At 40.6% G+C, this 14,946-nt stretch carries 14 protein-coding genes and 1 other annotated feature (1 of these 15 running past the window's edge); of the genes, 3 read left to right on the top strand and 11 right to left on the bottom strand.

The window, feature by feature from the left end; translation table 11 throughout:
• Positions 1 to 55: a sequence feature (ribosomal protein L21 leader region), on the bottom strand (it extends 33 nt beyond the left edge of the window).
• Between the two features lie 58 nt (positions 56 to 113).
• The gene (locus M1F37_RS08215) at positions 114 to 818 is read right to left on the bottom strand and encodes a YoaK family protein (protein WP_247935438.1); all 705 of its coding nucleotides are present in this window, start codon (positions 816 to 818) and stop codon (positions 114 to 116) included.
• 141 nt (positions 819 to 959) lie between these two features.
• Between M1F37_RS08215 and M1F37_RS08210 the strand changes: the two genes are divergently transcribed.
• Together M1F37_RS08210 and M1F37_RS08205 are read left to right on the top strand one after the other, a co-directional pair.
• Positions 960 to 1,937: a Gfo/Idh/MocA family protein gene (locus M1F37_RS08210; protein ID WP_247935425.1), complete on the top strand. Its 978-nt coding sequence runs from the start codon at positions 960 to 962 to the stop codon at positions 1,935 to 1,937.
• The gene (locus M1F37_RS08205; protein ID WP_247935424.1) at positions 1,934 to 3,016 is read left to right on the top strand and encodes a DEAD/DEAH box helicase; all 1,083 of its coding nucleotides are present in this window, start codon (positions 1,934 to 1,936) and stop codon (positions 3,014 to 3,016) included. Before M1F37_RS08210 ends, M1F37_RS08205 begins: the two co-directional genes overlap by 4 nt.
• A gap of 153 nt (positions 3,017 to 3,169) precedes the next feature.
• Here the strand turns inward: M1F37_RS08205 and tuf are convergent, their stop codons facing one another.
• Both tuf and M1F37_RS08195 read right to left on the bottom strand, forming a co-directional pair.
• Positions 3,170 to 4,366, bottom strand: a complete 1,197-nt coding sequence (gene tuf / locus M1F37_RS08200) for an elongation factor Tu (RefSeq protein WP_001040724.1) — start codon at positions 4,364 to 4,366, stop codon at positions 3,170 to 3,172.
• A gap of 206 nt (positions 4,367 to 4,572) precedes the next feature.
• Positions 4,573 to 5,682, bottom strand: a complete 1,110-nt coding sequence (locus M1F37_RS08195) for an AI-2E family transporter (protein WP_247935423.1) — start codon at positions 5,680 to 5,682, stop codon at positions 4,573 to 4,575.
• 102 nt (positions 5,683 to 5,784) lie between these two features.
• Between M1F37_RS08195 and pbp3 the strand changes: the two genes are divergently transcribed.
• On the top strand, positions 5,785 to 7,026 hold the full coding sequence (pbp3, locus tag M1F37_RS08190) for a D-alanyl-D-alanine carboxypeptidase PBP3 (protein WP_247935422.1): 1,242 nt from the start codon (positions 5,785 to 5,787) through the stop codon (positions 7,024 to 7,026).
• A 191-nt stretch (positions 7,027 to 7,217) separates the two neighbouring features.
• Here the strand turns inward: pbp3 and sufB are convergent, their stop codons facing one another.
• The 8 genes from sufB to M1F37_RS08150 form a co-directional block, all read right to left on the bottom strand.
• Entirely contained in the window at positions 7,218 to 8,630 is a 1,413-nt protein-coding gene (gene sufB / locus M1F37_RS08185) for a Fe-S cluster assembly protein SufB (protein ID WP_247935421.1), read from the bottom strand.
• Positions 8,631 to 8,686: 56 nt separating this feature from the next.
• Positions 8,687 to 9,127 carry a Fe-S cluster assembly sulfur transfer protein SufU gene (gene sufU, locus M1F37_RS08180; protein WP_247935420.1) on the bottom strand — a complete coding sequence of 147 codons (441 nt, stop codon included), beginning with the start codon at positions 9,125 to 9,127 and terminating at the stop codon, positions 8,687 to 8,689.
• The gene (locus M1F37_RS08175) at positions 9,114 to 10,340 is read right to left on the bottom strand and encodes a cysteine desulfurase (protein WP_247935419.1); all 1,227 of its coding nucleotides are present in this window, start codon (positions 10,338 to 10,340) and stop codon (positions 9,114 to 9,116) included. Before M1F37_RS08175 ends, sufU begins: the two co-directional genes overlap by 14 nt.
• 10 nt (positions 10,341 to 10,350) lie before the next feature.
• The gene (gene sufD / locus M1F37_RS08170) at positions 10,351 to 11,613 is read right to left on the bottom strand and encodes a Fe-S cluster assembly protein SufD (protein ID WP_084863206.1); all 1,263 of its coding nucleotides are present in this window, start codon (positions 11,611 to 11,613) and stop codon (positions 10,351 to 10,353) included.
• A 27-nt stretch (positions 11,614 to 11,640) separates the two neighbouring features.
• Positions 11,641 to 12,411 carry a Fe-S cluster assembly ATPase SufC gene (sufC, locus tag M1F37_RS08165; RefSeq protein WP_000114489.1) on the bottom strand — a complete coding sequence of 257 codons (771 nt, stop codon included), beginning with the start codon at positions 12,409 to 12,411 and terminating at the stop codon, positions 11,641 to 11,643.
• Between the two features lie 150 nt (positions 12,412 to 12,561).
• Positions 12,562 to 12,756 carry a DUF3272 domain-containing protein gene (locus M1F37_RS08160; protein ID WP_001081602.1) on the bottom strand — a complete coding sequence of 65 codons (195 nt, stop codon included), beginning with the start codon at positions 12,754 to 12,756 and terminating at the stop codon, positions 12,562 to 12,564.
• A 27-nt stretch (positions 12,757 to 12,783) separates the two neighbouring features.
• The gene (dnaX, locus tag M1F37_RS08155) at positions 12,784 to 14,442 is read right to left on the bottom strand and encodes a DNA polymerase III subunit gamma/tau (RefSeq protein WP_247935418.1); all 1,659 of its coding nucleotides are present in this window, start codon (positions 14,440 to 14,442) and stop codon (positions 12,784 to 12,786) included.
• Positions 14,442 to 14,939, bottom strand: coding sequence for a GAF domain-containing protein (locus tag M1F37_RS08150; RefSeq protein WP_247935417.1), 498 nt, complete (start codon positions 14,937 to 14,939; stop codon positions 14,442 to 14,444). Before M1F37_RS08150 ends, dnaX begins: the two co-directional genes overlap by 1 nt.
• Between the last annotated feature and the right edge of the window lie 7 nt (positions 14,940 to 14,946).

Here is a 14,946-nt window from a genome sequence, read left to right as displayed (position 1 = left end):
GAACCACTTAAACTTGAATAATCAAGCAACGATGTTCGTGCGGTTGCACAGGATCGTGCATAGTCAACTCTTCAATTGTAGCATATCTCCTATTTTCTTACAAGTAATAACACCTAAAATGAATCTTTTTCTTTTACTTTTTTCCGCCACTTAGCAAAAAGCATGCTGAGATAAAAAATACTCATCATGATTGGAATACCTAGGATAGTCTTTTCATGATAGAAAATCGTCAAATAGGCTGAAAAGACAACGCCAAGGACAAAACTACTAAGTAGGCTAACAAATATGAACCCTTCACGTAAAAAAGGAGTGTGCTTGGTCCGGAAATAATCTCCAAAAGCCAGCATGGTTCTCTTGATATTTCCTGTCATAAAAGCATTATTGTAGGCAATCCCCGATACTTCACCAAAGGCAGTTGTCACCAAGCCCATACAGAAGGCCAAGGGAGGTACTAGATAGATATTATCTACCGTCTGCGGCACAAAACCAATAACTATTGATAGGATTGCCAAAGGAATCAGTGACAGAATCGGTTTTTTTACAATTCTCAATTTTTCCTTATAAACAGTTAATAAAAAGACCCCCATCATAAAAGCTAGCAAAGTGAGAACCTTATCCCTAACATCTGAAACATTATTTTGGATTAATTCTACTGAAAGAAAGACAACATTCCCAGTTTGTCCAGCTACAAGAGTGTTCCCTCGCACAATAAAAGTATAGGCATCTACATAACCTGCACAAAAAGTCAAAAAAAGCGCTAGCCTCTTAGACTGACGTGATATTTTCCTTATAGGTAATAACCTCATTTCCCCTCCCATTTCATTTACTCGTCTCATTATTGTACCACTTTCTTTGGAAAAGACCTAGTAGCTTATTTGAAATTTTTTACCCTCTGTTGGATAGTCCCGTCTATCTATGTTATAATGAAAGAAGGATTTGAAATCGGAAAAGGAGTATCTATGCTTAAATTAGGTGTCATCGGAACAGGGGCTATCAGCCACCACTTCATAGAAGCAGCCCATACCAGTGGAAAATACCAACTGGTCGCAGTTTATTCTAGAAAGATAGAAACTGCAGAAATGTTTGCTAGTCGCTACAGTAATGTCCACTTATTTGACAAGCTAGAAGATTTTTTCGATAGTTCCTTTGATGTGGTCTATATTGCTAGCCCAAACTCCTTGCATTTTGTTCAGGCAAAAGATGCCTTATCTGCAGGTAAGCACGTCATTCTTGAAAAGCCAGCTGTCACTCAGCCACAAGACTGGCTGGATTTGGTTCAAACAGCTAAGGAAAATCACTGTTTTATCTTTGAAGCAGCTCGCAATTACCACGAGGAAGCTTTTATTACTATCAAGAACTTTTTAGCAGACAAGCAAATTTTAGGGGCAGATTTCAACTATGCCAAGTATTCTTCTAAAATGCCGGATTTGTTGGTTGGACAGACACCAAATGTCTTTTCAGACCGTTTTGCTGGCGGAGCTCTTATGGATTTGGGGATTTATCCCCTCTACGCTACTGTTCGTCTCTTTGGAAAGGCTCTAGATGCCACCTATCAAGGGCAACAGCTTGACAATAGCATCGACCTAAATGGAGATGGGATTCTCTTCTACCCCGACTTCCAAGTCCATATCAAGGCTGGGAAAAACATCACTTCCAATCTTCCTTGCGAGATTTATACGACAGATGGAACCTTGACCCTCAACACTATCGAGCATGTTCGCTCAGCTATTTTTACCGACCACCAAGGAAATCAAATCCAACTCCCTATCCAACAGGCTCCTCATACGATGACTGAGGAAGTCGCTGTATTTGCACACACGATCCAGCAACCAGAGCCGAATCTCTACCAAACTTGGCTGGAAGATGCAAGTTCAGTTCATGAGCTACTGTATACCATGCGCCAGACTGCTGGCATTAGATTTGAGGCAGAAAAATGAAAACCAAACTACCGACTGAATGGCAAGAACTAAGTGACCAACTCGGTTTCCAAGAATTCACCCCCATTCAAACCCAACTATTTGAACCCCTTCTTGCTGGAGAAAACCTCCTAGGAGTGAGCCCAACAGGAACTGGTAAAACATTAGCTTATCTCCTACCAAGTCTTCTCAGACTACAAAAGAAAAAAGCCCAACAACTCTTGATTCTAGCACCGAATACAGAACTTGCTGGACAAATTTTTGATGTATGTAAAAAGTGGGCAGAGGCTATCGGATTGACTGCACAGCTCTTCTTATCAGGTTCAAGTCAGAAACGCCAGATTGAACGCCTAAAAAAAGGGCCAGAAATTCTGATTGGAACACCAGGCCGTATCTTTGAACTCATTAAACTGAAGAAAATCAAGATGATGAATGTGGAAGCCATCATTCTAGATGAATTTGACCAATTGTTTGATGATTCTCAGATTCACTTTGTCGAGAAAATCACTCACTACGCACCTCGTGACCACCAACTCGTCTACATGAGTGCGACAACTAAGTTTAACCAAGAAAAGATTGCGCCTAACACACGTACCATTGATCTCTCTGACCAAAAATTAGACAACATCCAACACTTCTACATGCAGGTAGACCAACGTCACCGAGTGGATATGCTACGAAAACTAGCTCATGTGGAAGATTTCCGAGGTCTCGTCTTCTTTAACAGCCTGTCAGATCTAGGAAGTGCAGAAGAAAAACTACAGTATCGGGATATCTTGGCTGTTTCCCTCGCTAGTGATGTCAATGTCAAATTTAGAAAAGTTATCTTGGAAAAATTTAAGGACAAGCAGCTAACTCTGCTTCTAGCAACAGACCTTCTGGCACGTGGAATTGATATCGATAGCCTCGAATGTGTCGTAAACTTTGATGTTCCTAGAGATAGCGAAACCTACACTCACCGTGCTGGCCGTACTGGCCGTATGGGCAAGGAAGGTTATGTTATCACTCTCGTAACTCATCCTGAAGAAATCAAAAAACTCAAGAAGTTTGCAAGTGTACGAGAAATTGTCCTAAAAAATCAAGAACTCTATATCCAATAAAGCTCCCTTTGCTCTATGCACACCAAGTGTATAGAGCTTTTTTGTGTAAGCAATCCTTCAATTTTAGTTCAATATCAGAAAAAAAGAACCTTGCATAGCAAGATTCTTTTAGTGTCTGACTTAAATAATTGTTCTTCTGGGAACTAAATCGAATTAAGCTTCGATTTCTGTAACCATACCTGAACCAACAGTACGTCCACCCTCACGGATAGAGAATGTAGTACCTTGTTCTACGGCGATTGGGTGGATCAACTCAACGTCGATTGTCACGTTATCACCAGGCATTACCATTTCAGTACCTGCTGGAAGTTCGATTGAACCTGTAACGTCAGTAGTACGGAAGTAGAATTGTGGACGGTAGTTGTTGAAGAATGGAGTGTGACGTCCACCTTCTTCTTTAGTAAGGATGTAGACTTCACCTTTAAATTTAGTGTGTGGGTTGATTGAACCTGGTTTAGCGATAACTTGTCCACGTTCGATTTCGTCACGTTGAACACCACGAAGAAGGACACCTACGTTATCTCCGGCAAGACCTTCGTCAAGTTGTTTACGGAACATTTCAACACCAGTAACAACTGCTTTTTGAGTTTCTTCTTTGATACCAACGATTTCGATTTCGTCGTTGACTTTAACGATACCACGGTCGATACGTCCTGAAGCAACTGTACCACGACCAGTGATTGAGAATACGTCTTCGACTGGAAGAAGCAATGGTTTGTCAGTGTCACGTTCTGGTTCTGGGATGTACTCATCAACTGTGTTCATCAATTCCATAACGATGTCTTCATATTTAGAGTCACCTTCAAGGGCTTTAAGAGCTGAACCTTGGATAACTGGAAGATCGTCACCTGGGAAGTCGTATTCTGACAATAGGTCACGGATTTCCATTTCAACCAATTCAAGCAATTCTTCGTCGTCAACCAAGTCAACTTTGTTCATGAAGACGATAAGGTGTTTAACACCAACCTGACGTGAAAGAAGGATGTGCTCACGAGTTTGTGGCATTGGTCCGTCAGTTGAAGCTACTACAAGGATAGCTCCGTCCATTTGAGCAGCACCAGTGATCATGTTTTTAACGTAGTCCGCGTGTCCTGGAGCGTCGATGTGAGCGTAGTGACGTTTTTCAGTTTCGTACTCAACGTGCGCAGTGTTGATAGTGATACCGCGTTCGCGTTCTTCTGGAGCAGCATCGATAGACGCATAGTCTTTAGGTTGGTTAACTGATGAAGGCAAGCGACGTGCCAATACAGTTGTGATAGCTGCTGTCAAAGTAGTTTTACCGTGGTCAACGTGTCCGATAGTACCAATGTTAACGTGTGGTTTACTACGATCGTATTTTTCTTTTGCCATTTGAGTAAAAGCCTCCAATAAAATATATTTTATAGATAGACAGTAGGCAATACAGTCTAACTTTCCTTACTATTTTATCAAATTTCAGCTAAATTGCAAGTGTTTTACACACATTTTGTGAATTATTCTTAATCGGCTAATCTAAACGACACTTCTACTCCTATCACTTAATTAAACAAAAAGAAAAATCAGGAATTTCCTGACTTTTACTTAGCTAATTCTCTTTCTCGTTCTTTCATTATTTTATGATTTTCATACAAACGTGATAAGAACTTAGAAATTTCTTTTAAGATAGAATAGGTTGGTACTGCTACAATCATACCAATAACACCGTAGATATTACTTGATAACAAGAGTAATACTAAAATCGTAATTGGATGAACCTTCATCACACCACCAACAATGCGAGGGTAAAGAATATTCCCATCCACTTGTTGAATGATCAGCATATAAACAACTGCAATCAGCATTCTATGAGGATCAGTAAAGACATTGGCTATAATCATCGGAATCAGACCTATACTTGGTCCCACATACGGAATGAGATTGGCTAATCCTGAAAAGATGGCGAAGACCAAAGCATATTTTAAACCGATCACGCTATATCCGATAAAGGCCAAACAACCAATAATAATCGCATCAATGGCGACTCCACTAATATATCGAGCAATTGTAGTATTCAAATTTTTTAGCAGACCTGCAATATGCAACTTATCTCGCTTTAAAACAGTACGTTCAAGCATCGGCAAGAACTTGTGACCATCTAACAAAAAATAAACCAAAAACACAGGTGTCATGATAATAATTAAAACAGTACTAAAGAGAGCTGATAGGACACTTCCAACACTATTCGTCACACCATTTAGGATATTTTGTAGAATATCTACATAGGATAGGTTTAACTGTTGAATAGTCGCTTGAATATCCAAATTTTGAAAGGCTGGATAAGTGGATAAATCAACAATCAAATCTTGAAGACGACTGTAGATAGTCTGGCTAGTCGCAATCAAGCTGGTCAACTGATTGACCAAAATCGGTAAGAGATAAACTACCCCAATAACTAGTCCCCAGACCAAGGCGCACAAGGTTAATAGAATTCCAATGATACGATTAATTTTGAAATACTTTTGTAAAAAATTTACGATAGGATTGGTCAAATAATATAAAAAACCACCTAAAAGAAAGGGAATCATGATAGTGTTTGCGACGCTTACAAAAGGTGTAATAATCGCTCCCATCTCTCTCCATAAATAGAAGATGATGGTTAATAGTAAAATCTCACTGGTCCAAAAAAATAATTTATTCTTACGAAACATGAGGTACCTCCATTCATCTATTTTACCACACTTTCAAAAAAGCTTCTTTCTTATATCATGAAACTGGGAATATTTTTTTCTTTATGATAGAATAAACTTACTATGAAAAAAATAATTTTAACTCTCCTAAGCCTTTCCGTCATTGGCTCAGCATCGACTGTCGCTGCACAAGATTTTAATATTGCTGCTAAACATGCAATTGCTGTTGAGGCAAATACTGGTAAAATACTTTATGAAAAAGATGCAACTCAGCCAGTTGAAATCGCTTCAATCACAAAATTGATTACGGTTTATCTTGTCTATGAAGCCTTGGAAAACGGCAGTATTACACTATCCACTCCGGTAGATATTTCTGATTATCCTTACAAATTAACGACAAATTCCGAAGCGAGTAACGTCCCTATGGAGGCTCGTAATTATACTGTCGAGCAGCTACTGGAAGCAACACTAGTATCTAGTGCTAACAGTGCCGCTATTGCCCTAGCCGAGAAAATTGCTGGCTCAGAAAAAGATTTCGTCGATATGATGCGGGCAAAACTCTTGGAATGGGGAATTCAGGATGCCACAGTTGTCAATACGACGGGGCTTAACAATGAGACTCTAGGGGATAATATTTACCCAGGCTCTAAAAAAGATGAGGAAAATAAGCTCAGTGCATATGATGTTGCTATCGTTGCTCGCAACCTCATCAAAAAATACCCACAAGTCTTAGAAATCACGAAAAAACCTTCTTCAACTTTTGCTGGAATGACAATCACTTCTACCAACTACATGTTAGAAGGAATGCCTGCTTACCGTGGTGGTTTTGATGGACTGAAAACAGGAACAACAGACAAAGCCGGAGAATCTTTTGTAGGTACTACTGTCGAAAAAGGGATGAGGGTTATCACAGTTGTTTTGAATGCCGATCATCAGGACAATAACCCTTATGCTCGTTTTACAGCTACATCCTCACTAATGGATTATATCTCTTCTACATTCACACTCCGTAAAATCGTTCAGAAAGGTGATGCCTATCAAGATAGCAAAGCCCCTGTACAAGACGGAAAAGAAGATACAGTCACTGCTGTTGCCAAAGATGATATTACTCTAATTGAACGTGTTGGGAATCAATCTTCCCAATCTATTCAATTCACACCTGATTCTAAGGCAATCCCAGCACCACTTGAAGCCGGAACAGTAGTTGGACATTTGACTTATGAAGATAATGACTTGATTGGACAAGGTTATATCACTACAGAACGTCCTAGTTTTGAAATGGTAGCAGAAAAGAAAGTTGAAAAAGCCTTCTTCTTAAAAGTTTGGTGGAATCAGTTTATCCGCTTCATCAACGAAAAATTATAAAAAAAATCGCGATTTTAAACCGCGATTTTTTTGTTACAAGTTCGTCTTCAAAGTCCTTGATTTTGGGTAATACTCTTCGAAAATCTAATTCAAACTACGTCAGCGTTGCCTTGCCGTACTCAAGTACAGCCTGCGACTAGCTTCCTAGTTTGCTCTTTGATTTTCATTGAGTATAAATCTAAAATCAAATTTTACCCAACTGATCCTTCCATCTCATAGCTAATCAAACGGTTCAGCTCAACTGCATATTCCATTGGAAGTTCTTTTGTGAAGGGCTCCACAAATCCCATGACAATCATCTCGGTTGCCTCAGTTTCTGATAAACCACGACTCATGAGGTAGTAGAGTTGTTCTTCTGAAATCTTAGAAACCTTGGCTTCGTGTTCCAAAGCAACTTGCGAGTTATGGATTTCATTAAATGGAATGGTATCTGATGCTGATAAATCATCCATAATAATGGTGTCACACTCGATGTGAGAGACAGATTTCTTAGAATTTTTATTAAAGGTTACTTGTCCACGGTAGTCTACCTTACCACCGCCTTTAGCGATAGATTTAGACACGATAGATGAACTAGTATGCGGTGCATTATGGATCATCTTGGCACCAGTGTCCTGATGTTGTCCAGCATTGGCAAAGGCGATAGAGAGCATGGTACCACGCGCCCCTTCTCCATCAAGATAAACAGATGGGTACTTCATAGTTGTTTTGGCACCCAAGTTTCCATCAATCCATTCAACAGTGGCATCCTTTTGAGCCTTAGCACGCTTTGTTACCAAGTTATAGACGTTATCAGACCAGTTTTGGATGGTTGTATAACGCATATAAGCTCCATCCAAGGCAAAGATTTCTACAATGGCAGCGTGCAAGCTGTTGCTTGAATAAGTAGGCGCTGTACATCCTTCAACGTAGTGGACACTTGCTCCCTCATCAACGATAATCAAGGTACGTTCAAACTGACCAGTATTTTCGTTGTTGATACGGAAGTAAGTTTGAAGTGGAATATCTACCTTTACACCTTTTGGTACGTAGATAAAGGTTCCACCAGACCATACTGCTGAGTTGAGTGCAGCCAACTTGTTATCAGTCGGCGGTACCAACTTAGCAAAGTATTGTTTAAACAAGTCTGGGTATTCCTTGAGCGCAGAATCCGTATCTGTAAAGATAATCCCCAATTTCTGGAACTCTTCCTTCATGTTGTGGTAAACCACTTCTGACTCGTACTGGGCAGAGGCACCAGCTAAATAAGCACGCTCAGCTTCTGGAATCCCGATACGTTCAAAGGTTTCTTTGATTTTTTCAGGAACATCATCCCAGGAACGAGCTGGTTTATCAGATGGTTTTTGGTAATAAATCAAGTCATCAAAGTCAATCTCTGACAAGTCTGCTCCCCAAGTTTGCATGGGCATTTTTTTGAAAGTTTCATAAGATTTCAAACGGAATTCTAACATCCACTCAGGTTCTCCCTTTGCAGCTGATAGTTCACGAATGACATCTTCATTCAAACCTTTTCCTGTCGATAGGACAGGCTCTACATCATCATGGAAACCAAATTTATATTCACCAAGGTCAATTGGTTTTGGTTCTACTCTTTCTTCAGCCATAATATCCTTTCTTTCATTCTTCATTTCTACTGATTCATAAGACAAATAAACTTGCCTTAGTTATTTTCTTGATTTTCAATTGTTTTCTTCAAGGCGTTCCAAGCTAGGGTTGCACATTTGATTCGTTGAGGAAATTTGGCAACGCCTGATAAGAAGGCCGCATCTCCAAGTTGGTCTTGGTGTTCATCTTTTTGACCTTGAACCATTTCAGAAAAAATAGTCGCAAGTTCTAAGATTTCTTTCTTGGTCTTTCCCAAAACTGCATCTGACATCATGCTTGCAGAGGCAGTTGAGATGGTACAACCTGAGTTTAGAAAAGCGATATCCTCCAAACGATCCTCTGCATCAAACTTGACAGAGAGGTTGATGACATCCCCACAGGTCGGATTGTTGAGACTGATTTGCTCAGCATCTTCTAACTTCCCTTGGTGATGTGGATTTTTCGAATGGTCCGCTACCACTGCCATATAAAGGCTATCTAGTTTAGAAAGTGCCATTGAAAAACTCCTTTGTCTTTTGCAAGGCATCGACTAGCTTGTCACAATCTGCCTTAGTATTGTAGATATAAAAACTTGCACGAGCTGTTGCTGGAACATCCAAATACTGAAGCAAGGGTTGCGCACAGTGGTGACCTGCTCGAACAGCCACTCCTTCATAATCCAAAGCAGTAGCGAGGTCGTGAGGGTGAAGATCACCTAGATTAAAGGCAATAACACCTGAACGTTGAGCCAAATCTTGCGAACCGTATATGGTCAATCCCTCAATTGCCTGCAATTTTGGAAAGACGTATGCAATCAATTCTTGTTCATGGGCTTCAATTGTGTCCATACCAATCTTTTCTAGATAATCCACTGCTGCTGCCAGTCCGATTGCACCAGCCATGTTAGGAGTTCCAGCCTCGAATTTCCAAGGCAATTCCTTCCAACTAGCAGATTGCTCATAAACAAAATCAATCATCTCACCACCAAATTCAACGGGTGACATTTGTTCTAGATACTTTTCTTTGCCGTAAAGAACACCAATACCAGTCGGACCAGACATCTTGTGACCTGAAAAGGCAAAAAAGTCCACATCCAAGTCCTGTACATCAATCTTCATATGAGGTGTAGACTGAGCGCCATCCACCACCATGATGGCTCCAACTTGGTGGGCCAATTGAGTGATTTCTTTGATTGGATTGACCACACCAAGAACATTTGAGGCGTGAGCAAGGGAGACAAACTTAACTTTATCAGTCAATTTAGCTCGCAAATCTTCCATATCTAGAGCACCATCCTTGAGATAGATATAGACAAGCTCTGCCCCAGTCTTACGGCAGGCTTCCTGCCAAGGAATGATATTAGAATGGTGTTCCATGACGGAAATCAAGACATGGTCTCCCTCAGTCAAGACTTCCTCTGCAAAGCGCGCTACCCAGTTGAGACTGGTTGTCGTTCCTCTGGTAAAGAGAACTTCCTTTGTAGAGCCTGCATTGATAAACTTACGAATGGTTTCACGAGCCGCCTCATAAGAAGCTGTCGCCCTTTCTGCCAAGGTATGAACGCCACGATGAACATTGGCATTGTCGTTCTCATAGTAGCGGTTAATCGTCTTCAGAACTGCTAGTGGTTTTTGTGTCGTCGCAGCATTGTCCAGATAGACCAATGGTTCATCGTTGACAACTTGATCTAAAATTGGAAAATCCTTGCGAATAGCTTCTACATCTAACATAGGCTACCCCTTAGCGTTTTGACAATTTTTCTTCGATAGTCGCAATCATTTCATCACGAACTTCCTTGACTGGAATCTCAACGATAACGGAGCCAAGGAAACCACGGACAACCAAACGTTCTGCAGTTGCCTTATCTAAACCACGGCTCATGAGGTAGTACATGTCTTCTGGATCCACCTGACCGATAGAAGCTGCGTGTCCTGCAGTTACGTCATTTTCATCAATCAAAAGAATTGGGTTAGCATCTGAACGAGCCTGGTCTGAAAGCATAAGAACACGGCTCTCTTGTTGCGCATCTGCTCCCTTAGCTCCCTTGATAATGTGACCAATACCATTGAAGGTCAAGGTTGCTTTTTCAAGAATAACCCCATGTTGAAGGATATTACCAATAGAGTTGCAACCATAGTTAGTCACTCGAGTATCAATCCCTTGTACCTGACGGCCACTTGAAAGAGCTACGACTTTCAGATCCGCATGGCTACCGTTACCAATCAAGTCACTATCAAAGTCAGCAACGACATTCCCTTCGTTCATGACACCGATTGCCCAGTCAATACTCGCATCGTTGCCTAATTTACCACGACGGCTAATGTAGGCAGTGACGTTTTCACCTAGACGGTCGATCGCAGCAAACTTCACTTGAGCTCCAGAACGCGCAATTACTTCTACTGTGATATTGGCAGTTGCTTTGGCACTACCCTCACCACGAGATTCCAAACGTTCCAAATAGCTAATCTTAGAGTTTTTACCAGCGATAATCATAATATGCTTGTTAAACGGCACATCACTATCGCTGTCTTGATAGAAAATTCCTTCGATTGGTTCTTTAATCTCAACATTATCAGGAATGTAGAGAACAGCACCACTGTTGAAATAAGCTGTATGGTAGGCTGCTAACTTGTCATCGTCATACTTAACAGATGACATGAAGAATTCCTCGATCAGCTCTGGAATTTCTTCTAAAGCTGAGTGAAAGTCTGTGAAGACAACACCCTGTTCAGCCAACTCAACTGGGGTTTGCTCAAAAACAGTTTGGGTTCCTACTTGCACCAACTTCAAGTGGTTATCTAAAGCTGTGAAATCTGGAACATTTGCTGATGGCTCACTTTCTGTAATCGTTCCATCACCTAGATTCCAACGGTGAAATTTGACACGCTCAATAACTGGTAATTCTAAACTCTCAATCTTATCAAAAGCTTTTTGACGGAGGTCAGCCAACCAGCTTGGTTCAGCGTGCATTTCTGAAAAAAGTTTAATATTTTCTTTAGTCATTTACTTCTCCTAAAAGATACGAGGGAATTACAATTCTTCCTTGTAGTCGTAGCCAAGTTCTTCAGCTAGTTTTGCGTATCCTTCACGCTCCAAACGCGCAGCCAATTCTGGACCACCAGAAAGGACGACACGACCTTCCATCATGACGTGTACCACGTCTGGTGTGATGTAGTTCAAAAGACGTTGGTAGTGAGTGATAATCATAGCACCAAAACCTTCACCACGCATAGCGTTCACACCTTTAGATACAACTTTAAGGGCGTCAATATCAAGACCAGAGTCAATCTCATCCAAAAGGGCGAAAGTTGGTTCCAACATCAAGAGTTGAAGAATTTCATTACGTTTTTTCTCACCACCAGAGAAACCTTCGTTGAGGTAACGCTCTGCCATTTCTTCTTTCATGTTGAGCAATTCCATTTTCTCATCCAATTTAGTAATGAACTCGCGAACTGAAATCTTCTCATCGTCTTCTTTACCAGCATTCATAGCTGCACGAAGAAACTCAGCATTGGTAATTCCAGGAATTTCTGATGGGTATTGCATAGCAAGGAAAAGTCCCATACGCGCACGCTCGTCCACTTCTAACTCAAGAATGTTTACGCCATCAAACAAGACTTCACCTTTGGTAACCTCATAGTTAGGATTTCCCATGATAGCGGCAGAAAGAGTCGATTTACCAGTACCGTTTGGTCCCATGATAGCGGCAATTTCTCCTGTTTTAAGGGTCAGGTTAACCCCTTTTAAAATTTCTTTTCCTTCAATCTCAACATGAAGATCTTTGATCTCTAATACTGACATGATAGTTCCTTTCTTTTTCAAGGCCTTTACAGTACTTACTAGAAACATACTTGATTTCCCTAGAAAACACGGTAAAAGGTCAATAAATATACTTTTATAGTATAACAAAAAAAAGCCTAAAAGGCTTTGATTTTGTCTAGAAGCTGAGGACTAGTCTTTTCCTTTCAAATGCTGGTCAATGACATCTACAATCTTGCCCATCAAATAACTAACTCGAAAATTTCGAAAGAGCAAAATGGCCCAAAAGGCTGCCATAATATAGCGACCAGTCATCCAGGCTTCATTAAAAAAATAGGTCTCAGCAGCTGTAAACAGCGCTATGATAATAAATTGTTGTCTATTCATAAACTTATTGTATCATGAAATCTTTCTTTAGTCTTCCTCTACCTTCACTTTATCAGCCAAAAATTCAAATCCTTCTGGAATCAGACTTTCTTCTTCTACTTCTTTTTCAGTTTGAGAAGATTTGGCTTTGGCTGAAAAGGCTGCGCGAACTTCTTTCCATTCCTCCATGGAAATGGCTAAAATCTCAGGTGAAAAACCTGCTGCCTGACTGAGGATATTGCCAAACATGGTGTTGAGATTGTCTCGTTTCATGGTTTGACCAGCATTGAAGTTAGACTCAAAAGCAAGAATAGCGTGGTGTTCATTGGCCGCAACTGGTTGAGATCCAACTAGCAGAGCCTTATCAGGACCTCCAAGACTTTCAATCACCTCTCCCCAGGCATTCTGTAAACGAATCAGATTTTGACGTGCTAAATCAGGATTTTCGACGGCCTCTTGTAAGATAGATTGAACTTTATTGCGATCTACACGATAGACTGTTTTGCCTGCCGCTGGACGACTAGGCGCTGGACTAGTTGGCTTGGCTACAGTTCCCACATTGGCGAGTTCTTGTTTGAGACGGGCAACTTCCTGTCTCAGCGTAGCAATTTCATTTTCAACCGCTCCAGAAAGAACTGGTTCAGTCTTGATTTCTGCCAAACGGATGGTCATCATTTCAGCATAAATCTTGGGCTGCAAGCTAGACTTAATATCTGCTAAACTGACTGTTGCTAAGCGAATCATTTCAAACAGATTTTCCTGAGAAATAGCCAGATTCTCTACAAAGACTGAGCTATGATGAGTGTTTTCTCCACCTGTTTGAACAATTAACAAGTCTCTTAAATAGTGCAAAAGGTCGGTCACAAAACGAGTCATGCTCTTACCATTGTCAAAAAGAAGATTTAAGCAAGCTAAGGCTTTGGGAACATCCTGTTGAGACAAGGCAGCCACATAATCATCCAAGGCTGATAGACTAATAGTGCCAGTAATTTCTTCAGAGATAGCAGTCGTCAATTCATTTCCCTGTGTCAAACTCAGGGCTTGATCCAAAATAGACAAGGCATCTCGCATTCCACCTTCAGCCCGTCTAGCAATGATTTCCACAGCCTCTGGTTCGGAACTGATATTTTCTTTTTCTAAGATATAGTGGATATGTTCCTTAATATCCTGTGTTTTAATTGATTTAAATTCAAAACGTTGCACACGGGATAGAATAGTCGCAGGAATCTTGTGCAATTCCGTTGTAGCTAAAATAAAGACCACATTCTGTGTTGGCTCTTCCAACGTCTTTAGGAGAGCATTAAAAGCCCCTGTAGACAACATGTGAACCTCATCTATGATATAGACCTTATAACGGGCAAGACTAGGCGCATAGGTAGATTTATCACGAATTTCACGGATTTCATCCACCCCGTTATTTGAGGCAGCATCCATTTCAATGACATCTTCTAAACTACCATCTGTCACTGCCTGACAAATATAGCAGTTATTACAAGGTTCACCACCCACTTGATTTGGACAGTTCATAGCTTTTGCAAAAATCTTGGCTACACTGGTTTTTCCCGTTCCACGTGGACCAGAAAAAAGATAGGCATGACTTATTTTCTCTTGTTCTACTGCTTGTTTTAGAGTCTTAGCCACAACTTCTTGACCAACCAACTGGGAGAAGTTTTGACTTCTATATTTTCGATAAAGTGCTTGATACATTAGGCTTTCTCCCCAAACATTGTAAAGTCCCATTCTGTCTTTTCAAGCAAAATAGCGACAAATTGTTCCAAATAATCTCGATCCATAGCATCATAATAATCAATCTCTGAAGAATCAAGATCCAGAACTCCAAGTAGTTGACTATTCTTTATCATCGGAACAACAATTTCACTTTTAGCTCGACTATCACAAGAAATATAGTTGGGATAAGTTGTTACATCACCAACCAGAACAGTTTCCTGAAAGTGGGCTGCCTCACCACAAACACCTTTGCCTAGTGCAATACGGGTGCAGGAAACACCTCCTTGGAAGGGACCTAAAATCAATTCCTCTCCATCGAACAAATAAAAGCCTGCAAATACAGTATTGGAAAAGCGTGATTTTAAAAGAGCACTGGCGTTGGAAAGATTAGCCAAAACATTTGTTTCACCATCCAATAAAAAAGAGAGCTCTTCATTTAACATTTGATAACGTGATTGTTTTTCTGATTCTAACATAGAACTA

This window comes from Streptococcus mitis (genome assembly GCF_023109105.1).
Lineage (GTDB): Bacteria > Bacillota > Bacilli > Lactobacillales > Streptococcaceae > Streptococcus > Streptococcus mitis_BW.
Note: the sequence above shows the minus strand (reverse complement) of the source record. Positions and strands in the feature narration are given on the sequence as shown.